The organism is Pseudomonas anguilliseptica (assembly GCF_900105355.1).
Classification (GTDB): domain Bacteria; phylum Pseudomonadota; class Gammaproteobacteria; order Pseudomonadales; family Pseudomonadaceae; genus Aquipseudomonas; species Aquipseudomonas anguilliseptica.
In genome coordinates, this window is record NZ_FNSC01000001.1 from 3,932,268 (window position 1) to 3,953,017 (window position 20,750).

General features: G+C 60.7%; 18 protein-coding genes and 1 pseudogene. 5 read left to right on the top strand and 14 right to left on the bottom strand.

Annotated features, from left to right (window positions below):
• Positions 1-88: 88 nt before the first annotated feature.
• The 11 genes and pseudogenes from BLW24_RS19315 to ccoN (BLW24_RS19365) all read right to left on the bottom strand — a co-directional run bounded on the left by BLW24_RS19315 (position 89) and on the right by ccoN (BLW24_RS19365) (position 11,371).
• Positions 89-2,488, bottom strand: coding sequence for a heavy metal translocating P-type ATPase (locus BLW24_RS19315; RefSeq protein WP_090386006.1), 2,400 nt, complete (start codon positions 2,486-2,488; stop codon positions 89-91).
• 8 nt (positions 2,489-2,496) lie between these two features.
• Positions 2,497-3,021 carry a FixH family protein gene (locus BLW24_RS19320; protein WP_244161212.1) on the bottom strand — a complete coding sequence of 175 codons (525 nt, stop codon included), beginning with the start codon at positions 3,019-3,021 and terminating at the stop codon, positions 2,497-2,499.
• A 12-nt stretch (positions 3,022-3,033) separates the two neighbouring features.
• Positions 3,034-4,446, bottom strand: coding sequence for a cytochrome c oxidase accessory protein CcoG (gene ccoG / locus BLW24_RS19325; RefSeq protein ID WP_090386009.1), 1,413 nt, complete (start codon positions 4,444-4,446; stop codon positions 3,034-3,036).
• Positions 4,447-4,583: 137 nt separating this feature from the next.
• Complete coding sequence (gene ccoP / locus BLW24_RS19330) at positions 4,584-5,573, bottom strand: cytochrome-c oxidase, cbb3-type subunit III (RefSeq protein ID WP_090386012.1); 990 nt, start codon at positions 5,571-5,573, stop codon at positions 4,584-4,586.
• Positions 5,570-5,755, bottom strand: coding sequence for a cbb3-type cytochrome oxidase subunit 3 (locus BLW24_RS19335; protein WP_090386015.1), 186 nt, complete (start codon positions 5,753-5,755; stop codon positions 5,570-5,572). The genes ccoP (BLW24_RS19330) and BLW24_RS19335 overlap by 4 nt, the downstream gene beginning before the upstream one ends.
• Positions 5,756-5,760: 5 nt before the next feature.
• Entirely contained in the window at positions 5,761-6,369 is a 609-nt protein-coding gene (gene ccoO, locus BLW24_RS19340; protein ID WP_090386018.1) for a cytochrome-c oxidase, cbb3-type subunit II, read from the bottom strand.
• Entirely contained in the window at positions 6,369-7,811 is a 1,443-nt protein-coding gene (gene ccoN / locus BLW24_RS19345) for a cytochrome-c oxidase, cbb3-type subunit I (protein ID WP_090386021.1), read from the bottom strand. Before ccoN (BLW24_RS19345) ends, ccoO (BLW24_RS19340) begins: the two co-directional genes overlap by 1 nt.
• Before the next feature lie 380 nt (positions 7,812-8,191).
• A pseudogene (gene ccoP, locus BLW24_RS19350) lies at positions 8,192-9,125 on the bottom strand (cytochrome-c oxidase, cbb3-type subunit III).
• Positions 9,122-9,307 (bottom strand): cbb3-type cytochrome oxidase subunit 3, encoded by a 186-nt coding sequence (locus BLW24_RS19355; protein WP_090386026.1) that lies wholly within the window; start codon positions 9,305-9,307, stop codon positions 9,122-9,124. The pseudogene ccoP (BLW24_RS19350) and the gene BLW24_RS19355 overlap by 4 nt, the downstream one beginning before the upstream one ends.
• A gap of 4 nt (positions 9,308-9,311) precedes the next feature.
• Positions 9,312-9,920, bottom strand: a complete 609-nt coding sequence (ccoO, locus tag BLW24_RS19360; protein WP_090386030.1) for a cytochrome-c oxidase, cbb3-type subunit II — start codon at positions 9,918-9,920, stop codon at positions 9,312-9,314.
• The gene (gene ccoN, locus BLW24_RS19365; RefSeq protein ID WP_090386033.1) at positions 9,920-11,371 is read right to left on the bottom strand and encodes a cytochrome-c oxidase, cbb3-type subunit I; all 1,452 of its coding nucleotides are present in this window, start codon (positions 11,369-11,371) and stop codon (positions 9,920-9,922) included. The genes ccoO (BLW24_RS19360) and ccoN (BLW24_RS19365) overlap by 1 nt, the downstream gene beginning before the upstream one ends.
• A gap of 106 nt (positions 11,372-11,477) precedes the next feature.
• Here ccoN (BLW24_RS19365) and BLW24_RS19370 point away from each other — a divergent pair, with 106 nt between their 5' ends.
• Together BLW24_RS19370 and nfuA are read left to right on the top strand one after the other, a co-directional pair.
• Positions 11,478-12,164 carry an alpha/beta family hydrolase gene (locus BLW24_RS19370; protein ID WP_090386035.1) on the top strand — a complete coding sequence of 229 codons (687 nt, stop codon included), beginning with the start codon at positions 11,478-11,480 and terminating at the stop codon, positions 12,162-12,164.
• Between the two features lie 108 nt (positions 12,165-12,272).
• Positions 12,273-12,857: a Fe-S biogenesis protein NfuA gene (gene nfuA, locus BLW24_RS19375; RefSeq protein WP_090386038.1), complete on the top strand. Its 585-nt coding sequence runs from the start codon at positions 12,273-12,275 to the stop codon at positions 12,855-12,857.
• Between the two features lie 102 nt (positions 12,858-12,959).
• On the opposite strand, the gene BLW24_RS19380 is transcribed toward nfuA, so the two are convergent.
• Complete coding sequence (locus BLW24_RS19380; protein WP_090386041.1) at positions 12,960-13,991, bottom strand: RNA methyltransferase; 1,032 nt, start codon at positions 13,989-13,991, stop codon at positions 12,960-12,962.
• Positions 13,992-14,145: 154 nt separating this feature from the next.
• On the opposite strand from BLW24_RS19380, the gene BLW24_RS19385 reads away from it, so the two are divergent.
• Positions 14,146-14,448: a DUF1883 domain-containing protein gene (locus tag BLW24_RS19385; RefSeq protein WP_090386043.1), complete on the top strand. Its 303-nt coding sequence runs from the start codon at positions 14,146-14,148 to the stop codon at positions 14,446-14,448.
• Positions 14,449-14,502: 54 nt separating this feature from the next.
• Here BLW24_RS19385 and BLW24_RS19390 read toward each other — a convergent pair whose 3' ends face one another.
• Complete coding sequence (locus BLW24_RS19390; protein ID WP_167360412.1) at positions 14,503-15,402, bottom strand: sterol desaturase family protein; 900 nt, start codon at positions 15,400-15,402, stop codon at positions 14,503-14,505.
• A gap of 97 nt (positions 15,403-15,499) precedes the next feature.
• On the opposite strand from BLW24_RS19390, the gene BLW24_RS19395 reads away from it, so the two are divergent.
• Positions 15,500-16,114 (top strand): Crp/Fnr family transcriptional regulator, encoded by a 615-nt coding sequence (locus tag BLW24_RS19395; protein ID WP_167360413.1) that lies wholly within the window; start codon positions 15,500-15,502, stop codon positions 16,112-16,114.
• A gap of 203 nt (positions 16,115-16,317) precedes the next feature.
• On the top strand, positions 16,318-16,863 hold the full coding sequence (locus BLW24_RS19400; RefSeq protein ID WP_090386049.1) for a hypothetical protein: 546 nt from the start codon (positions 16,318-16,320) through the stop codon (positions 16,861-16,863).
• A 57-nt stretch (positions 16,864-16,920) separates the two neighbouring features.
• On the opposite strand, the gene metH is transcribed toward BLW24_RS19400, so the two are convergent.
• Positions 16,921-20,637, bottom strand: coding sequence for a methionine synthase (gene metH, locus BLW24_RS19405; protein ID WP_208600198.1), 3,717 nt, complete (start codon positions 20,635-20,637; stop codon positions 16,921-16,923).
• Positions 20,638-20,750: the final 113 nt, after the last annotated feature.

The window sequence follows — 20,750 nt, forward strand, 5'->3', positions numbered from 1 at the left end:
GCGTATTAGTGGACTGTTTGATCCGTGGATGTCGGTTGTTACTGCCCCCCCTACGGCGCGGTAGCGGATCGGTGAAGCGTGATCCACCTTAAGTGCGAGTCAGGCGCAGAGCGTTAACCACCACCAGCAGCGAACTGACCGACATACCAAGCGCCGCCCAGATCGGGGTAATCCAGCCGATAGCGGCGAAGGGCAGCACCAGGCCATTGTACAGGCTGGCCCAGGTGAGATTCTCGATGATGATGCGCCGGGTTCGTTGCGCCATGTGTAGTGCCTGCACCAGGCTGCTCAGGCGGTTGGACAGCAGCACGGCATCGGCGCTGGTTTTTGCCAGGTCGGTGGCACTGCCCATGGCCACGCTGATATCGGCGGCGGCCAATACAGGCACATCGTTGACCCCATCGCCGAGCATCAGCACCCGGCGGCCCTCGCTGTGCAGCTGTTTCAGTACGTCCAGCTTGGCATCCGGAGTCAGGCCGCCACGGGCATCATTGATGCCCAACTGGCGCGCCACTTCATTGACCATGGGCGAGCTGTCGCCGGACAGCAGCATGATCTGCCAGCCTTTGGCCTTGGCCATGTCGATCAGTTGCGGCGCGTCTTCGCGCAGGCGGTCATTCAATACAAACCAGGCCAGCGGCCCTTGCTCATCGCCCAGCAGCAGCCATTGGCCGTGTTCACCGCTAATCGCTGGCTTTGTCTGCGCACTCAGCGCGCAGACAAAGCCAGCCTCACCGATGCGCAGCAGCCGGTTGCCAACACGCCCCTGCAGGCCCTGGCCCGGATGGCTTTCAACTGCATCTGCAGCTTCTGGCGCCTGACCGAAGGCGCGGGCAATCGGGTGTTCTGAGCGGTTTTCCAACGCCGCGGCCAGGGCCAGACAGGCGTCGGCATCGAGCTCGCGCAGGGGGTGGATGGCGCTAAGGGTCAGGCGACCTTCAGTGAGGGTGCCGGTCTTGTCCAGCACCAGGGTGTCGATCTGGTTCAGACCTTCCAGTACGTGGCCACGGGTCAGCAGCATGCCCAGTTTGTGCAGTGAGCCGGTGGCGGCGGTCAGTGCCGTGGGGGTGGCCAGCGCCAGCGCGCACGGGCAGGTGGCGACCAGCAGGGCCAGGACAATCCAGAACGCCCGCGAGGGGTCGAGTTGCCACCAGACCAGGCCGACGACAGCGGCCACTATCAGGACAATCAGCAGGAACCACTGCGCAACCTGATCGGCCAGTACCGCCAGGCGCGGTTTGTCGCTCTGCGCGCGCTCCAGCAGGCGGACGATGGCCGATAGGCGCGTGGCATCACCGAGGGCCTGGACTTCAATCTGCAGCGGGCCTTCGACGTTGAGGGTGCCCGCCGTGACGCTGTCACCTGTGTTACGCGGTTGCGGCAGGTATTCGCCGGTCAGCAGCGATTCATCCACGCTCGACTGGCCCTGGATGATGCAACCATCGGCGGGCAGCAGGGCGCCGGGCGGCACCAGCACTTGATCGCCGACCTGCAGTTCATTGAGCAGAATGCGCTGGCTCTGGCCTGCTGCGTCCAGGCGTAGACAGGAGGCCGGTAGCAGATTGACCAGCTGTGCGGTGGCGGCAGCCGTGCGTTCGCGAGCGCGGCGCTCCAGATAGCGGCCTGCCAGCAGAAACAGGGCGAACATGCCCACCGCATCGAAATACAGCTCGCCCTGGCCGGTGACGGTTGACCAGATACCGGCGATGTAGGCGCCGCCAATCGCCAGGGACACCGATACATCCATGGTCAGGTGGCGGGTGCGCAGGTCGCGCAGCGCGCCACGGAAGAACTGGCCGCAGCAATAGAAGACAATCGGCGTGGTGAGAAACAGGCTGACCCAGCGCAGGATCTTGTCCAGCTCGGGGCTGAGGTCGATGTTGAATTCCGGCCAGGTGGCCATGGTCGCCATCATCACCTGCATCCACAGCATGCCGGCTACACCGAGCTCGCGCATGGCGCGGCGGTTCTCGCGGTGCAGCTGTTCGGCGGCGGCATCGGCCTGCCAGGGGTGAGCGGCGTAGCCGATCTTGCGCAGCGCCTTGAGCAGGCTGCTGAGCGGCAGTTGGCTGTCGGCCCAGCGCACTTGCAGGCGGTGGTTGGACAGGTTGAGGTGCGCCTCGCTGACGCCTGGAAGGCTACGCAGGTGTTTCTCGATCAACCAGCCACAGGCCGCGCAGCTGATGCCCTCGATCAGCAGACAGGTCTCGCTGAGTTCGCCGTCATGTTCGACAAAGGGCTGCTGTACATCGCTGCGGTCATACAGCGCCAGCTCGTCAGGCAGCGCCTGGGGCAAGCTTTGCGGGTTGGCGGCGCTTTCGCTGCGGTGCTTGTAGTAGTGCTCCAGGCCGCCGCTGACAATGGCTTCGGCCACTGCCTGACAGCCCGGGCAGCACATCTCGCGGGTTGCACCCAGTACCTGGGTCTGAAAACGGCTGCCGGCAGGAACCGGCAGGCCACAGTGATAGCAGGGAGTCGGACTGGCCATCGGTGTGCTTATTGGGCATCCCCGAGGTTGATCGTCTGTCCGCTCTGCACATTTTCTTCTTCGAACAGGCGCCAGTCCTTGCCGCCTTCCTGGCCGATCAGCTCGACAAAGCGGCGGCCTTGCACGGCATCAACCATCTGTCCGCTGTAACTGCCATCGGCCTGCGGCTGCAGAATCACCCGGCGGTCGCGCTCGGGTTGGGTTGGCGAGATCAGGTTGAGCACCAGTTGCTGCGGACGGCTATTGCCGCTCAGCTGCAGGGTGGCGGTGCCGTTGTCATCGTTGAGCAGCAGGCTGGCGTGCAGCTTGAGGCGAATGGCGTGGTTTTCCCGCTCCAGCGACTGGTTGATGCCTTTGCCGACATCGTAATAGTCATCGGAAATCAGCCCCGGTGGGTTCTTCGTGGCGATGGTCAGCAGGGTCAGCCCCTGGACCACTGAATAGGCCAGCAGGCCAATCAGGAACCAGGGCCAGAATTGCTTGTACCAAGGCTTGACGATATCGGGGTTCTTTTCAGTTATGGGTTCAGACATGGGCTTCTCTAATCAGCGCACGCTCGGGCCGATAAAGCGGCTGGCGGCGTCGGTTTTGATGCTTGGGTCATCCGCCGAGTGCAGGCGGAAGGTGATTTCATTGGTGCTCGAAGGTAATTTTTCCGGCTCGATGGACAACTCGACTGGCAGCGACAGCACCTCGCCAGCGATTGCCTTGATCTCGCGCTTGCCTTCGTACACCAGACCGTCGAGGCCATCGGCTTCGATCAGGTAGGTCACGTCGTGCTGGGCCTTGTTCATGATCTTCAGGGTGTAGACATTCTCGATCCGGCCTTCTTCGTTTTCGCGGTAGAGCACGCGGTCCTTGAGCACATCCAGTTCCACCAGCGAACGGTCGGCAATGGCCCAGGCGAAGACGCAGAACATGGCGGTCAGCGCCACTGCATAACCGATCAGGCGCGGGCGCACCAGATGGGTTTTTTGCCCGGACAGATTGTGTTCGGTGGTGTAGCTGATCAGCCCTTTCGGGTAGTTCATTTTCTCCATGATGCTGTCGCAGGCGTCGATACAGGCGGCGCAGCCGATGCATTCGATCTGCAAACCGTCGCGGATATCGATGCCGGTAGGGCAGACGTGTACGCACATCTTGCAGTCGATGCAGTCACCCAGGCCCTGGGCCTTGTAGTCGGCGTCCTTCTTGCGCGGGCCACGGGATTCGCCACGACGCGGGTCATAGGAAACGATCAGGGTGTCCTGGTCGAACATCACGCTCTGGAAGCGTGCGTAGGGGCACATATAGATGCACACCTGTTCGCGCAGGTAGCCGGCGTTGCCATAGGTGGCCAGGGTAAAGAAGCCGACCCAGAACAGTGCCCAGCCACTGGCCTCAAGGGTGAAAAGTTCCGGGATCAGTTCGCGAATCGGTGTGAAGTAGCCGACGAAGGTAATCGCGGTGACCAGCGATACGCCGACCCAGATGCCGTGCTTGGCCAGCTTGCGCAGAAATTTCTGCGTGGTCATCGGTGCCTTGTCGAGCTTCATGCGCTGGTTGCGATCACCTTCGGTGACCTTTTCCGCCCACATGAAGACCCAGGTGAACACGCTTTGCGGACAGGTGTAGCCGCACCACACGCGGCCGGCGAACACAGTGATAAAGAACAGGCCGAAGGCGGCGATGATCAACAGCGCCGAGAGCAGGACGAAGTCCTGCGGCCAGTAGGTGGAGCCGAAAATATAGAACTTGCGCTCCGGCAGGTTCCACCAGACGGCCTGACGGCCATTCCAGGTCAACCATACGGTGCCGAAGTACAACAGGAAGAGGGCTGCGCCACCGAGCATGCGCAGGTTGCGGAAGATGCCGGTGAAGGAGCGGGTGTAGATTTTTTCGCGGTTGGCGTACAGGTCGACAACTTCGACCTTGGCCGGGGCAGGGGTGACGTCTTTAACTGGAATCTGTGCACTCATCAGTTCGTACCACGGCGGTTGATTGGCTGCCCTGGTCGATGCGTGCCGGCCGGGGTCATACGGACTCTTGCGCTATGGTACGCCTGACGATTGCTCGGCAGGTGCGACCAGCGGTCGCGCCTGCCAGAGCCGGAGAATTACTTCTCGGTTTTACCTTGCGACAGGCTGTACACGTAAGCCGCCAGCAGATGCACCTTATCGTTGCCCAGGAAGTCAGCCTGGGCTGGCATCTTGCCGTTACGGCCATAGCGCAGAGTTTGTTGTACCTGAGCGAAACTGGAGCCGTAGAGCCAGGTTTTGTCGGTCAGGTTGGGTGCGCCCATGGCCTGTTGGCCCTTACCTTCAGCGCCATGACAGACTGCACAAGTCGTCGCGAAGATGTCTTGACCTGCGGCAAGGTCAACCGCGATACCTTCCGGGTTTTTCAAGCCGGAGAGGCTACGGATGTAGCCAGCCACGTTGCGGATACCTTCCTCGCCCAGTGCATCGAGCTGCGCAGGCATCATGCCCTGACGACCAGCCATGATGGTGGTCTTGATGGTTTCCGGCTCGCCGCCGTACAGCCAGTCGTTGTCGGTCAGGTTGGGGAAGCCATAGGCACCCTTGGCGTCGGAGCCGTGGCAGACCGAGCAGTTGGAGGCAAACAGGCGGCCGCCCATTTTCAACGCTTGCTCGTCCTGGGCCACTTGTTCGATCGGCATGGCGGCATATTTGGCGAAGATCGGGCCATATTGGCCTTCAGCCTTGGCCATTTCCTTTTCCCACTGGTGTACGCCGGTCCAGCCTGCGTTGCGCTCTACACCACCAGCAATTTCGATATTGGTGGCGAAGGGCGTTTTGGCTTCGGTGTCGAGGTAGTCGTAGCCTGGCAGCAAACCTTTCCAGTTACCCAGGCCCGGGTAGAGCGCCAGATAGCCAAGGGCAAAGATGATGGTGCCGACAAACAGCATGAACCACCACTTGGGCAGCGGGTTGTCGAACTCTTCGATACCGTCGAAGGAATGGCCGACGGTTTCTTCGGTGGTTTCTTCGCGCTGGCCCTTGCGGGTGCCGAAGATCAGCCAGGTCAGGGCAAAGATGGTGCCCAGAGACAGAATGGTTACGTACCAACTCCAGAACGTGGTCATTGGTTATTGCTCCTGGAAGATTGCTCGTCACGCTCAGTGGGTTTGGGATCGTCGGCGAAGGGCAGGTTAGCGGCCTCGTCGAAACTGGATTTACGCTTGCTGCTGTAGGCCCAGAGCACCACGCCAATAAAGGCGACGAATACCACTGCTGTGCCTATGCCGCGAATCATCCCGATATCCATGTGCGTTACCGTTTGTTCTTGATGGAAGTGCCGAGAACCTGCAGGTACGCAACGATGGCGTCCATTTCGGTCTTGCCTTTTACTGCGTCCTGGGCCCCTGCGATGTCTTCATCGGTGTAGGGAATGCCAAAGCCACGCATGATTTCCATCTTCTTGGCGGTGTCCTTGCCGTCGAGCTTGTGCTCGACCAGCCATGGATACGCCGGCATCTTCGACTCAGGCACCACGTTGCGCGGGTTGTACAGGTGCGCACGCTGCCATTCATCCGAGTAGCGGCCGCCAACACGGGCCAGGTCCGGGCCGGTACGCTTGGAACCCCACAGGAACGGGTGGTCCCAGACGCTTTCACCGGCTACCGAGTAGTGGCCGTAACGTTCGGTTTCAGCACGGAACGGACGAATCATCTGCGAGTGGCAGCCGACGCAGCCGTTGGCGATGTACACATCGCGGCCTTCCAGTTGCAGCGCGGTGTAAGGCTTGAGGCCTTCCACCGGCTCATTGGTAACGTCCTGGAAAAACAGCGGAACGATTTGAGTCAGACCGCCGATGCTGACGGCCAGAACCATCAGCAGCGCCATCAGGCCGATATTCTTCTCAATGATTTCGTGTTTCATCAGTGCGCTACTCCGGCAGGAATCTGTGCAGCCGCTTCGTATTCAGAAGCCTTGGCGGCACGCACGGTGCGGTAGGTGTTGTAAGCCATCAGCAGCATGCCAGCGACGAAGAAGGCGCCGCCGATCATGCGCACCACGTAACCGGGGTGGCTGGCTTCCAGCGCTTCAACGAAGGAGTAGGTGAGCGTGCCGTCTTCGTTGACTGCGCGCCACATCAGACCCTGGGTGATGCCGTTGACCCACATCGAGGCGATGTACAGCACGGTGCCGATGGTGGCCAGCCAGAAGTGCGCGTTGATCAGGCCAACGCTGTGCATCTGCGGACGACCAAAGACTTTCGGCAGCAGGTGATACAGGGCGCCGATGGAAATCATCGCAACCCAGCCGAGAGCGCCGGCGTGTACGTGGCCGATGGTCCAGTCGGTGTAGTGGGACAGGGCGTTGACGGTCTTGATTGCCATCATCGGGCCTTCGAAGGTCGACATGCCGTAGAACGCCAGCGATACCACCAGGAAACGCAGGATTGGGTCGGTACGCAGCTTATGCCAGGCGCCCGACAGGCTCATCATGCCGTTGATCATACCGCCCCAGCTGGGTGCCAGGAGAATGATCGACATCGCCATACCCAGGGACTGTGCCCAATCCGGCAGTGCGGTGTAGTGCAGGTGGTGCGGACCGGCCCAGATGTACAGGGTGATCAGTGCCCAGAAGTGCACGATGGACAGACGATAGGAGTAGATCGGACGCTCAGCCTGCTTGGGTACGAAGTAGTACATCATCCCCAGGAAACCGGTGGTCAGGAAGAAGCCTACGGCGTTGTGGCCGTACCACCACTGAATCATCGCGTCAGTCGCACCGGCGTAAGCCGAGTAGGACTTGAACAGGCTGACCGGAACGGCAGCACTGTTGACGATGTGCAGCATCGCAGTAACCAGGATGAAGGCACCGTAGAACCAGTTGCCCACATAGATGTGCTTGGTTTTACGCTTGACGATGGTGCCGAAGAACACCACGGCGTAAGTGATCCAGACGATGCCCAGAAGGATATCGATTGGCCACTCCAGCTCAGCGTATTCCTTGGAACCGGTGAAACCCATTGGCAGGGTGATCACCGCAGCAACGATCACTGCTTGCCAGCCCCAGAAGGTGAAAGCAGCCAGACCATCGGAAACCAGGCGCGTCTGGCAGGTCCGCTGGACCACGTAATAAGACGTGGCGAACAGCGCGCAACCGCCGAAGGCGAAGATTACCGCGTTGGTGTGTAGCGGACGCAGACGGCCGAAGCTCGTCCATTCCATGCCCAGGTTGAGTTCAGGCCACACGAGTTGCGCGGCGATGAAAACACCTAGAGCCATGCCAATGACTCCCCAAATCACCGTCATTACGGCGAACTGGCGAACCACCTTGTAGTTATAAGCAGTCTGACTGATTGCTGTGCTCATTATGGGTTCCACGGTTAATGGATTTTTTAGGGGCAAAAATCGGCGGCAAGTATGGAGAAAGCGGGTAGCCATTGCAACGACACAAGCCGGCGCGATAAGGCTTTCAGGGCTGTTGGCAAGCATGCATGGCCGCTTATGCAGGGCATTGCCGCGAGCATAAAACGCCTTAGACAGGCGTAGCGCAAAGATGGGAATCGCCTTGGAGTTATGACAGGTGGCGACTGTCGACAAGATTAGCTCAAGTCAAACATCGCGCATGCACTTGGTCGGAAGGGTGCGACCTTGGGTCGCATGGTTCGGGCGGCTGTCCGGGCGCGGGAGAGGTTTGCTTGAGTGGCTGACGACCTGGGGTCGCCAGCCGGATGCTGCGGTTCTAGTGATTACTGTGCGGCGGTGTTCTGTTGTTTCTGGCTCAGGCTCAGTACATAAGCGGCCAGCAGATGCACCTTGTCGTTGCCCAGATACTGTTCTTGCGCCGGCATCTGGCCGTGGCGGATGGTCTGCTGCAACTGCACCAGGCTGCTGCCGTAGATCCAGCCAGCCAGCCGGGCTGGTCAGGTCGGGCGCGCCGAGCATGGCCATGCCTTTGCCTTCTGCACCGTGGCAGGCCAGGCAGTTGGCGGCATAGATGGCGGCGCCTTTTTCCAGGTCGAAGTTCTTGTCGGCTGGCAGTGGCAAACCGGCCAGATCCTTGCGTACATAAGCGGCGACCTGCTGCACGCCTTCTTCGCCAATCACGGCGACCCAGGCCGGCATGGCACCAATGCGACCATTGAGGATGCTGGTCTTGATTACATTAGGCTCGCCGCCCCAGCGCCAGTGGCTGTCGGTCAGGTTGGGGAAGCCCACCGCACCCTTGGCGTCTGAACCGTGGCAGACCGAGCAATAGGTGGCAAACATACGGCCGCCCATTTTCAGTGCTTGCTCGTCTTTAGCAACTTCTTCCAGGGGCATGGCCGCGTATTTGGCGAAGATTGGCCCATATAGCTCGTCAGCCTTGTCGACTTCGCGCTGCCATTGCTTGACCTGGGTCCAGCCGTCTTCATAGCCCGGCAATACACCTTTCCAATTGCCCAGGCCGGGGTACAGCACCAGGTAGCCAATCGAGAAGATCAATGTGCCGAGAAACAGCATGAACCACCACTTGGGCAGCGGGTTGTCATACTCCTCGATGCCGTCGAAGGCATGGCCCATGGTCTGCTCGGTGGGATTCTTGTGAACCTCACTCTTGCGGGTGGCGAATATCAGCCAGAATAGCGCAAGCAGGGTGCCGACGGTCAGCAGGGTGATATACCAGCTCCAGAACGTGCTCATGGGGTCTTGCTCCTTGGTGCAGCCAGCTTGGGTTCATCGGCAAAGGGCAGTAAGGCGGCCTCATCGAACGCCGGGCGGCGCTTGCCGCTGTAAGCCCACAGGGTGACGCAGACAAACGACAGCAGAACCAGTGCCGTGCCGATGCCGCGCAGGGTGCCTATATCAATAAAGTCGAATGACATGGCTCTACCTCTTGTTCTTTACGGCAATGCCGAGCACTTGCAGGTAGGCAACCATGGCGTCCATCTCGCTCTTGCCTTTTACAGCTGCGGTGGCGCCGGCAATGTCCTCATCGCTGTAGGGCACGCCTAGCAGGCTCAGGGCCTTCATCTTGGCCGGGGTGTCTTGGCCATCCAGGGTGCTTTCCACTAGCCATGGGTAAGCGGGCATTTTCGACTCCGGCACCACGTTGCGCGGGTTGTACAGGTGCGCGCGGTGCCATTCATCCGAGTAGCGGCCGCCTACCCGAGCCAGGTCCGGCCCGGTGCGTTTGGAGCCCCAGAGGAAGGGGTGGTCATAAACGCTTTCACCGGCTACCGAGTAGTGGCCATAGCGCTCGGTTTCGGCGCGGAACGGGCGAATCATCTGCGAATGACAGCCGACACAGCCCTCGCGGATATAGATGTCGCGGCCTTCCAGTTGCAGCGCGGTGTAGGGCTTGAGACCGGCCACCGGCTCATTGGTAACGTCCTGGAAGAACAGCGGGACGATCTGCGTCAGGCCGCCGATACTCACGGCCAGCACCATCATCAGCGCCATCAGGCCGATATTCTTCTCGAGTATTTCGTGTCTCATCAGTGGGCTCCCTCAAGCGAAAACTGCGCGGCGGCGTCCATCTCGGCGGCTTTGGTATGACGCACGGTCTGCCAGACGTTCCAGGCCATCACCAGCATGCCGGCGAAGAAGATCGCGCCGCCGATTACCCGCACCACAAAGCCCGGGTGGCTGGCTTCCAGTGCTTCGACGAAGGAGTAGGTGAGGGTGCCGTCTTCGTTGACTGCACGCCACATCAGGCCCTGGGCGATACCGTTGACCCACATCGAGGCGATATAGAGCACGGTGCCGATGGTGGCGAACCAGAAGTGCACGTTGATCAGGCTGGTGCTGTGCATTTCGTCGCGGCCGAAGACTTTCGGCAGCATGTGATACAGCGAGCCGATGGACACCATGGCCACCCAGCCGAGTGCGCCTGCGTGCACGTGGCCGATGGTCCAGTCGGTGTAGTGGGACAGGGCATTGACGGTCTTGATCGCCATCATCGGGCCTTCGAAGGTCGACATGCCGTAGAACGCCAGGGAGACGACCAAGAAGCGCAGGATCGGGTCGGTACGCAACTTATGCCAGGCCCCCGAGAGGGTCATCATGCCGTTGATCATGCCGCCCCAGCTCGGTGCCAGGAGGATCAGCGACATCACCATGCCCAGGCTCTGCGCCCAATCTGGCAGCGCGGTGTAGTGCAGGTGGTGCGGGCCGGCCCAGATATACACGGCGATCAGCGCCCAGAAGTGCACGATGGACAAGCGGTAGGAATACACCGGCCGCCCGGCCTGCTTGGGCACGAAGTAATACATCATCCCCAGGAAGCCCGCAGTGAGGAAGAAGCCCACGGCGTTGTGACCGTACCACCACTGGATCATCGCGTCTGTCGCCCCGGCGTAGGCCGAGTAGGATTTGGTCAGGGTGACTGGCACTTCCAGGTTGTTGACCAGGTGCAGCAGCGCCACGGTGAGGATAAAACCACCGAAGAACCAGTTGCCCACATAGATATGGCTGACGTTACGCTTCATCACTGTGCCGAAGAACACGATGGCGTAGCTGACCCAGACAATGGTGATCAGAATGTCGATCGGCCACTCCAGCTCGGCGTATTCCTTGGAGCTGGTCCAGCCCAGTGGCAGGCTGATGGCCGCCAGGAGAATCACCAGTTGCCAGCCCCAGAAGGTGAAGGCCGCCAGTTTGGGGGCGAACAGTGTGGTCTGCGAGGTGCGTTGCACCGCGTAATAGCTGGTGGCGAATAGCGCGCAACCACCGAACGCGAAGATCACCGCGTTGGTGTGTAGCGGACGCAGACGGCCGAAGCTGGTCCACGGCAGGTTGAAGTTGAGTTCGGGCCAGGCCAGTTGCGCGGCGATAAATACGCCGAGTCCCATCCCGACAATGCCCCATACCACCGTCATGATGGCGAATTGGCGAACCACCTTGTAGTTGTAGGCGGAACTGGTTGCTGTGTTCCCGGTTATGTTCATTTCAGGGGGCTTCCATCCACGGTTATAGGTCAATCATCGAAAATCCATGGCTGCGCGCCTGTACGATCTGCGTCGCAGTCCAACGGATTCTTTAAGCGAGGCAAGCATGAGCAAAGGGCAGGTTGCGGGTATTGACGGGGATCAATACGGGCAGGGGCAGGGGCAGGGTGATGGCACGTGGCTGTGGGATCGCCCGCTTGGCGAGACGCATGCCACCCTGATTCTGGCCCACGGTGCTGGTGCGCCGATGGACAGCGAATTCATGCAAAACATGGCGCAAAGCCTTGCTGCGCGTGGGATTGCCGTACTGCGCTTCGAGTTCGCCTACATGGCCGCGCGGCGTCTGGATGGCAAGAAGCGCCCCCCCAATCCCCAGGCCAGACTGCTTGAGCAATGGCGTGAGGTCTATGCGCAGGTGCGCCAACAGGTCGCAGGGCCGTTGGCCATCGGCGGCAAGTCCATGGGCGGACGCATGGCCAGCCTGCTGGCCGACGAGTTGGGCGCCGATGCGCTGGTGTGCCTGGGTTATCCCTTCTACGCCGTCGGTAAGCCGGAAAAGCCGCGTGTCGCGCACTTGGCCGAGCTACGCACACTGACGCTGATCATCCAGGGCGAACGCGATGCCCTGGGCGATCGTCAGGCGGTGGCGCGCTACGCGCTTTCTGAGGCGATCACGCTGCACTGGCTGACCGCCGGCGACCATGACCTAAAGCCGCTGAAAAGCTCGGGCCTCAATCATCAGCAGCACATGCAGGCGGCAGCCGATGCGATTGCACAGTTTCTCTGTGCATAGCCGGCGAGGGCTGGCGTGGGTGAATAAGTTCTATTCCTACTAAAACACTAGGACTTTGCCGGCGCTGGCGAGTGGCGTACACTGCGCCCATGTTTGCGAGGAGTTGCCATGAGCACCATTACCATTACCGACGCTGCCCACGATTATCTGGCTGACCTGCTGAGCAAGCAGAACACCCCGGGCATCGGCATTCGCGTGTTTATCACTCAGCCGGGCACCCAGTACGCTGAAACCTGCATTGCCTACTGCAAACCGGGTGAGCAGAAGGCTGAAGATACTGCGCTGGGCCTGGCCAGCTTCACCGCCTGGATCGACGCCGTCAGCGAGCCGTTTCTCGAGGACGCCGTGGTCGACTACGCCACCGACCGCATGGGCGGCCAGCTGACCATCAAGGCGCCGAACGCCAAAGTGCCGATGGTCAACGAAGACAGCCCGATCAACGAGCGCATCAGCTACTACCTGCAGACCGAGATCAATCCCGGTCTGGCCAGCCATGGCGGTGAAGTCAGCCTGATCGACGTGGTTGACGATGGCATTGCCGTGCTGAAGTTCGGCGGCGGCTGTCAGGGCTGCGGTCAGGTCGACCTGACGCTCAAAGAAGGCATCGAAAAAACCCTGCTTGAGCGCATTCCCGAGCTCAAAGGCGTGCGTGACGTGACCGACCACAGCATCAAGGAAAACGCCTACTACTAAGTAGATGGCCAAACCAAAATGCCCGCGATCTGCGGGCATTTTTTATGCTGCTTACTTGGCGTGGGAGCGGCTTTAGTCGCGACGCAGCAGTGCAGTCATCACTTATGCACGGCTTTTGCGTCGATCGAGCACCTCGGTCGCCCGCGCGCGCAGTTGTCCGCAACCGCCATCGATGTCCTGACCCGCCGAATTGCGCACCTTGGTCAGTACGCCGCGGCTGTGCAGGTAGCGCACGATCTGCACGATGCGGTCGCCATCAGGGCGCTGGAATTCGTCGGCCTCCAGGCTGTTGTAGGGGATCAGATTCATGATCGCGTACTTGCCCTTGAGCAAACGCAGGATGCCGTCCATTTCTTCCTGGCTGTCGTTGATGCCCTTGAGCAGCGTCCACTGGTACTGAATCGGGTAATCGATTTGCCGCGCGTAGGTTTCTCCCAGCTCGACCAGCTCTTCAGGATCAATACGCGGTGCACGCGGCAGCAACGCCTGGCGCAACTCGGCATCGGTGGTATGCAGCGACAGCGCCAGGGCAGGTTTGATCTGCTGCTGCGGTAAGCGCTCGAACACCCGCGGGTCACCAACGGTGGAGAACACCAGGTTGCGTTGGCCGATACCACCTTCGGTGCCGAGCAGGTTGATCGCTTCGAGTACGTTATCGAGGTTATGCGCCGGTTCGCCCATGCCCATAAACACCACTTTCTTCACGGGGCGAAAGCGTCGGGCGAGCGCCACCTGGGCGACGATCTCGGCGGTGCTCAGCTGGCGCAGCAGGCCGCTCTTGCCGGTCATGCAGAACACGCAACCCACTGCGCAACCGACCTGGCTGGAGACACACAGGCCATCGCGCGGCAGTAGCACGCTTTCCACCATCTGTTTGTCGGCCAGCTCCACCAGCAAGCGCGCCGAACCGTCCGTCGCCGGGTGTTCAGAGCTGAGGCGCGCCAGTCCATCGAGTGCGCTGCTTATCTCGGGCAGGGCATTGCGTACCGCCAGCGGCAGGAAGTTTTCGGTCTTCTGGTTTCGCGTACCGGTATCCAGGGGCATGCCGCGCAGCCAGGCACGGGTAATCCGCCCGATGTGCATGGGCTTGGCACCGAGCTCGGTAAGGCGTTGTTGAAAGTCGTGAATATGCATGGGGCGCGCATGCTACCACCGGCCCGCTTGCGGTGGTATGTGTGACGGCGGGCAGGCGTCGGAGTGAGGCGAAACCGCTTAGTCTTTGCTCAAGCTGCCTAAGGCACTCATACTAGCGACCTGATTGGTCTGACCCAGCTGTGCGGAGCGGTAGATGAAATTTATACACCAGCGCGACCACCTCAACGAAGACGACGTGGTCGTGATCGAGTGCTCGCAAACCTGCAACATTCGCCTGATGAGCGATGCCAACTTCCGCAGCTTCAAGAATGGCGGCCGACACACTTACCACGGTGGCGCATTCGATACCTTCCCGGCCAAGATCACCGTACCCAGCAGCGGTTTCTGGAATATCACCATCGATACGGTCACGCGCAAAGCCATCAGCGTCACACGCAAACCGACGCTCAAACATTCGATCAAAATCGTGCGCAAATCGACTTCGCGCCTGAGTTGATGCGTTGGGGGGCGGCTAAGCGTCCTTGTTCCTCGTCCTTCTATCACTGTGTACCTATTTGCTCTGTTTAGGGTGCACTTCTCCCGGCCGCGAACGCCCGAACGGGTAGCTGAGGAGGCCACGAATATCGTGCTCGTCTGGGTGCTCGGAACTGGTTTTTACACCCAGTGCGGCAGGCTCGCCAGCGCTCCAGCGGAAGGTGCCGAACAGCTGGTCCCAGAGCGGTAGTGCGGTGCCGAAATTCTGCGCTTCGGCAATATTTACGCTGTGATGCCAGCGGTGCAGTTCGGCACTACCAATGAGAAAGTTCAACCAGCCCAGGGTGCCGCGGCTGTTGGCGTGAGTGGCGAACGACTGGGTCTGCGAGAACAGCGCCGCCAGTGCGATGGCCATGGGATCGAAGCCCAATAACCAGAGCGGCAGCATATGCACCGACTTGCGCAGAAGCAGGTCCAGCGGGTGCGTGGTGAAGTTGTTGCTGACGTTCAGAGCGCTGGGGCGGTGGTGCACGAAATGCACGCGCCACAGCCAGCCACCGCGATGCTTGTAACGGTGCAGCCAGTAGTCGCCAAACTCCCCCAGCAGCGCTGCTGCGGGCACTGCCAGCCAAAGTGACAGCTCCGTGGCAGGACCCTGTGCCTCGGCGTTAAACAGCATCACCAAGCTACGTATCAATGTGTCGGCCAGGGCGTCGGTGGCAAACAGCGCGAGCATAAATAGTCCGTCGCGCTTGCGGTCGACGGGGCGGGCTTGCCAATCCGTGCGGTGTGGCCAGCGCCATTCCCACAGGCCAAACCAGAGCAGCGCCAAAAGCAGTCCGCCACCCAGCAGAACGAAACTGCTCCAGCCCTTGTAAAGCCCCAGCGTTGCCCAAATGGCGACCAGTAACAGAGCGCCGAGATGGGCCCTGTTCAGGCCGCTGTATAAGGTTTTTTTGTCGGTATTTGAGGTCATGGGTTGTTTTAGGCTGTACATGCGGGGTGTCATCCAGAACGAGGTGGTGCTAGCTTCATGCTTGCGCCACTGGCTGCGCATTAACCTCGGTTTATCGATGTCCTCAGATTCTCTTTATGACTGCCTGGCCTGCGCGCCGCAGTTGCTCGGCATGCTTGAGCAATACCCGCAACTCACCGATCTCTGGCAGAACCTGCCGCGCCAGAGCTACGCGGCAAATCAGACAGTGCTACGGCCGGGGCAACTCAGTGACCGTTGCTGGTTCGTTGTCAGCGGTCTGCTGCGTGTGGTGCATTTGTCCGAGCAGGGGCTGGAGCGTACTGCGGCCTTTCATGCCGAGGGCAACTGGGTCGGTTGGGGAACGCCGCCCTATGCCGTTATCAGTGCGGTGGGCATCGTGACCCTGGAGCCGACTGTGCTGCTGGAGTTGCGCTATGAAGTGCTGCGCCGTTGGCAGGCTGAGTTGCCGGTGGTTCAGGAGATTCTTAGCGACGGTATTCGTGCCGTGTTGGAGCGCAGTGCTCAGCGGGAAGCCGAGCTGCTGTTGCTGGATGCGGGCGAACGCTACCGCTTGTTTCTGCAGCAGCGCGCCGCCCTGGCGCCGCGTATTGCGTTGCAGCATGTGGCCAGCTACCTGGGCATCACCAATGTGGCGCTGTCACGCATCCGTTCGCGTATGGGGCTGGTGCAGGGGCGGAGTAAGCAGCAGTAGCACTATCGAGTGAGTTACCGGACTGGGGATGATGCAGGCACTAGCAGTTAGCACCGAGTCATCCGAAAGAAATCTTGCCTTTGACGGGGCGCGCAGGAAAATCGTTATCCAGCCGGCAGTTCCTTGTTCTGCGACTCGCTTTTCCGACGGCCTACGATCAATCTGTCGCTCATTTCATCCGCCGTCATTGCAGGAGTAGGATCATGAATAGGATTTCACCGCTGGCTATCACCTTGGCTTTCGCATTGGGCACGCCAGCTGCTTTCGCCGAGGAAGCGGCAACGCATTCGAGCAGCATCAAGGATTCCGCCAAGGCGGCCGTGTCTACGGCGATTACCGCCGGCAAGAACCTGCTAGGTGGGGTGTCTGACGGCGTTACCGAAGGGCGGGTTGAAGCCCAGGGCGCCGACGGCTCGATTGTTGTCTCCAGCCTGGATCAGCTCGATGGCCAGGTCAGCGTGCAGCTGCTCAAGGTCTATACCGCCGAAGGTGGCAATCTGAATGCTTTGCTGGGGTTCAAGAACACCACCGACAAACCGCTGCGCCTGATCAACCTGCGCATGACCGGCGCGCTGTTGGCCATCGACCAGGAGGGTTATTCCAGTGCGCCATTGCCGGGCCTAGTCAATCCGGATGATGTAACCATTCCAGCGTTGACCGGTGTGCGCCAGAAATTCGTCTTCGAGGGGCCGGTCGAGGGTGTGCAGTCGATTCGTCTATGGGGGCGTGATTTCGAGGTGAAGAAGTAGACCCCGCCCATCCAACATAAAAAAGCCCGCGTCTGCGGGCTTTTTTATGTTGGGGCCTTAGTTGTCATAGCCCAGGTTGGGAGCCAACCAGCGTTCGCTGACGTTCAAGTCCTGCTTTTTCCGGGCCGTGTAGCTGTCAACCTGATCCTTATCCACCTTGCCTACGGCGAAGTACTGCGCCTCGGGGTGGGCGAAGTACCAGCCGCTGACGGCGGCGGCGGGGAACATGGCGTAGTGCTCGGTGAGGAACACACCGCTGCGGCCAGCCTTGTTGAACTCGGCCTCGGGGTCGAGCAGGGCGAACAGGGTCTTCTTCTCGGTATGGTCCGGGCAGGCCGGGTAGCCGGGGGCCGGGCGGATACCTTTGTACTGCTCCTTGATCAGTGCGTCGTTATCCAAGGCTTCGTCTTTGTCGTAGCCCCAGTAATCGGTGCGCACTTGTTTGTGCAGCCACTCGGCGCAGGCCTCGGCGAGGCGGTCGGCCAGGGCCTTGACCATGATCGAGTTGTAGTCGTCGCCGGCGTCCTGGTAGGCCTTGGCTACTTCCTCGGCGCCGATGCCGGCGGTGGTGATAAAGCCGCCCACATAGTCGGTGATGCCGCTGTCCTTGGGTGCAACGAAGTCGGCCAGGGAGAAGTTCGGCTTGCCGTCCGGCTTGATGGTCTGTTGGCGCAGGTGGTGCAGCTTGGCCAGCGGCTGGCCGTCCTCGCCGTAGACTTCGATGTCGTCATGCTCGACCTGGTTGGCCGGCCAGAAACCGAAGATAGCGCGGGCGCTGATCAGCTTCTCGTCGATCAGCTTCTTCAGCAGCGCCTGGGCGTCGGCGAACAGCGCGGTAGCGGCTTCGCCCACCACCTCGTCGGTGAGGATGCGCGGGTACTTGCCGGCCAGGTCCCAGGAGATAAAGAACGGCGTCCAGTCGATGTACTCGGCCAGTACATTGAGGTCGATATCGTCCAGCACCTTCACGCCGGTGAAGCTCGGCTTGCTGGCCTGGTAGGCGCTCCAGTCGAACTGCGGTTTATTGGCTACGGCGTCGGCGTAGCTCAGGCGTTCGGTGCGCGAGCTGCGCGCGGCGGTGCGCTCGCGCACCACCACGTATTCTTCGCGGGTCTTCTCGACGAAACCGGCTTTCAGCTCCTTGGACAGCAGCTGGGTGGCCACGCCGACTGCGCGCGAGGCGTCGGTGACGTAGATCACCGCGTCGTTCTGGTACTTGGGCTCGATCTTCACCGCCGTGTGAGCCTTGGAGGTGGTGGCGCCGCCGATCATCAGCGGCAGGTTGAAGCCCTGGCGCTGCATCTCGCGGGCGACATGCACCATCTCGTCCAGCGAGGGGGTGATCAGGCCGGACAGGCCGATGATGTCGCACTTCTCGGCGATGGCCGTTTGCAGGATCTTCTCCGCCGGCACCATCACGCCCAAGTCGACGATGTCATAACCATTACAGCCGAGTACCACGCCGACGATGTTCTTGCCGATGTCGTGCACGTCGCCCTTCACGGTGGCCATAAGGATCTTGCCCTTGGCTTCCGGCTTGTCGCCTTTCTCGGCTTCGATAAAGGGGATCAGGTGCGCTACGGCCTGCTTCATCACCCGGGCGGATTTCACCACCTGCGGCAGGAACATCTTGCCGGCGCCGAACAGATCGCCTACCACGCTCATGCCGGCCATCAGCGGGCCTTCGATGACTTCGATGGGGCGTGCGCACTGCTGACGGAACTCTTCGGTGTCTTCGACGATGTGCGTGGTCACACCTTTGACCAGCGCGTGCTTGAGCCGCTCTTCGACGCTCAGGTTGCGCCACTCTTCGGTTTCGGCCTCTTTGACGCTGCCATCGCCCTTGTAGTTGTCGGCAATCGCCAGCAACGCTTCGGTGGCACCGTCGTGGCGGTTAAGTACTACGTCCTCCACGGCGTCGCGCAGCTCTTTGGGAATCTCGTCGTAGATTTCCAGCTGGCCGGCGTTGACGATGCCCATGGTCAGGCCATTCTGGATCGCGTAGTACAAGAACACCGAGTGAATCGCTTCACGCACCGGGTTGTTGCCACGGAAGGAGAACGACACGTTGGACACGCCGCCGCTCGACAGGGCGTGGGGCAGGTGGTCGCGGATATAGGCGCAGGCCTCGATAAAGTCGACCGCGTAGTTGTTGTGCTCTTCGATGCCGGTGGCCACGGCGAAGATGTTCGGGTCGAAGATGATGTCTTCCGGCGGGAAGCCCACTTCGTTGACCAGAATGTCGTAGCTGCGCTGACAGATCTCGCGCTTGCGCTCGGCGGTGTCGGCCTGACCCACTTCATCGAAGGCCATGACCACCACGGCGGCGCCGTAGCGTTTGCACAGACGGGCGTGGTGCTTGAATTGCTCGACGCCTTCCTTCATCGAAATCGAGTTGACGATGCCCTTGCCCTGGATGCATTTCAGGCCGGCTTCGATCACTTCCCACTTGGAGGAGTCGATCATGATCGGTACGCGGGAGATGTCCGGCTCGCCGGCAATCAGATTCAAGAAGGTGACCATGGCCTTCTGTGAATCGAGCATGCCCTCGTCCATGTTGATGTCGATCACCTGGGCGCCGGCTTCGACCTGCTGCAGGGCGACTTCCAGGGCTTCGGTGTAGTTGTCCTCACGGATCAGTCGGGCGAACTTGGCCGAACCGGTGATATTGGTGCGTTCGCCGACGTTGATAAACAGCGAGTTGCGGTCGATGGTGAAGGGCTCCAGGCCCGACAGGCGACAGGCTTTGGGGATGTCCGGGATGGCGCGTGGCGGGTATTTGCTCACCGCTTCAGCAATCGCCTGGATATGCGCCGGGGTCGTGCCGCAGCAGCCGCCGACGATGTTCAAAAAGCCCGAGGTGGCGAACTCTTCGACCACCACGGCCATTTCCGCCGGGGTTTCGTCGTATTCACCAAAGGCGTTAGGCAGGCCGGCGTTGGGGTGCGCGGAGACAAAGGTGTCGGCTTTGTTGGCCAGCTCTTCCAGATACGGGCGCAGGTCGCTAGCGCCGAGGGCGCAGTTCAGCCCCACGGAAATGGGGTTGGCGTGGCGTACCGAGTTCCAGAGGGCTTCGGTGGTCTGCCCGGACAGGGTGCGGCCGGAGGCATCGGTGATGGTGCCGGAGATCATGATCGGCAGCTCGAAGCCCTGCTGCTCGAAGACTTCCTGCACGGCGAAGATCGCCGCCTTGGCGTTCAGGGTGTCGAAGATGGTTTCGATGAGAATCATGTCCGCGCCGCCTTCGATCAGGCCGCGGGTGGCTTCCACGTAGTTTTCCACCAGCTCGTCGAAGGTGACGTTGCGGTAGCCGGGATTATTCACGTCCGGGGAGATCGAGCAGGTACGGCTGGTTGGGCCCAGTACGCCGGCAACGAAACGCGGGCGATCCGGAGTTTCCAGGGTCTTGGCATCGGCCACGCTGCGGGCCAGGCGCGCGCCTTCGACGTTCAGCTCATACACCAGGCTTTCCATGCCGTAGTCGGCCTGGGACACCTGGGTGGCGTTGAAGGTGTTGGTTTCCAGGATGTCGGCGCCGGCATCCAGATAAGCTTTCTCGATAGCGCCGATTACATCCGGGCGGCTGAGGATCAGCAGGTCGTTGTTGCCTTTTACATCCTGCGGCCAATCGGCGAAGCGCGCACCGCGGTAGTCCTCTTCCTCCAATTTGTAGCTCTGGATCATGGTGCCCATGCCGCCGTCGAGGATCAGGATGCGTTCCTTCAGGGCTTGCTGAAGTGCGTTAGAGCGGGCGCTGCGATCGGACAGAGACATGGAGAGAACTACCTGGGACGCGTGAAAAAAAGATGCGCGATGATAACAAAGCTGCACGCTTTTGCAGTGTACTGCGCTTTTACATGAATCTTACTCATGTTTGCGGGTTGGCC

Bases quoted from the DNA above. Each gene is read 5' to 3' on its own strand.
- metH (WP_208600198.1), bottom strand. From the start codon at position 20,637: ATGTCTCTGTCCGATCGCAGCGCCCGCTCTAACGCACTTCAGCAAGCC.
- ccoN (WP_090386033.1), bottom strand. From the start codon at position 11,371: ATGAACATAACCGGGAACACAGCAACCAGTTCCGCCTACAACTACAAG.
- BLW24_RS19395 (WP_167360413.1), top strand. From the start codon at position 15,500: ATGTCCTCAGATTCTCTTTATGACTGCCTGGCCTGCGCGCCGCAGTTG.
- ccoO (WP_090386018.1), bottom strand. From the start codon at position 6,369: ATGAAACACGAAATCATTGAGAAGAATATCGGCCTGATGGCGCTGCTG.
- BLW24_RS19355 (WP_090386026.1), bottom strand. From the start codon at position 9,307: ATGTCATTCGACTTTATTGATATAGGCACCCTGCGCGGCATCGGCACG.
- BLW24_RS19370 (WP_090386035.1), top strand. From the start codon at position 11,478: ATGAGCAAAGGGCAGGTTGCGGGTATTGACGGGGATCAATACGGGCAG.
- ccoN (WP_090386021.1), bottom strand. From the start codon at position 7,811: ATGAGCACAGCAATCAGTCAGACTGCTTATAACTACAAGGTGGTTCGC.
- BLW24_RS19400 (WP_090386049.1), top strand. From the start codon at position 16,318: ATGAATAGGATTTCACCGCTGGCTATCACCTTGGCTTTCGCATTGGGC.
- BLW24_RS19315 (WP_090386006.1), bottom strand. From the start codon at position 2,488: ATGGCCAGTCCGACTCCCTGCTATCACTGTGGCCTGCCGGTTCCTGCC.
- BLW24_RS19385 (WP_090386043.1), top strand. From the start codon at position 14,146: ATGAAATTTATACACCAGCGCGACCACCTCAACGAAGACGACGTGGTC.
- BLW24_RS19335 (WP_090386015.1), bottom strand. From the start codon at position 5,755: ATGGATATCGGGATGATTCGCGGCATAGGCACAGCAGTGGTATTCGTC.
- nfuA (WP_090386038.1), top strand. From the start codon at position 12,273: ATGAGCACCATTACCATTACCGACGCTGCCCACGATTATCTGGCTGAC.
- BLW24_RS19390 (WP_167360412.1), bottom strand. From the start codon at position 15,402: ATGACCTCAAATACCGACAAAAAAACCTTATACAGCGGCCTGAACAGG.
- ccoG (WP_090386009.1), bottom strand. From the start codon at position 4,446: ATGAGTGCACAGATTCCAGTTAAAGACGTCACCCCTGCCCCGGCCAAG.
- ccoP (WP_090386012.1), bottom strand. From the start codon at position 5,573: ATGACCACGTTCTGGAGTTGGTACGTAACCATTCTGTCTCTGGGCACC.
- BLW24_RS19320 (WP_244161212.1), bottom strand. From the start codon at position 3,021: ATGTCTGAACCCATAACTGAAAAGAACCCCGATATCGTCAAGCCTTGG.
- BLW24_RS19380 (WP_090386041.1), bottom strand. From the start codon at position 13,991: ATGCATATTCACGACTTTCAACAACGCCTTACCGAGCTCGGTGCCAAG.
- ccoO (WP_090386030.1), bottom strand. From the start codon at position 9,920: ATGAGACACGAAATACTCGAGAAGAATATCGGCCTGATGGCGCTGATG.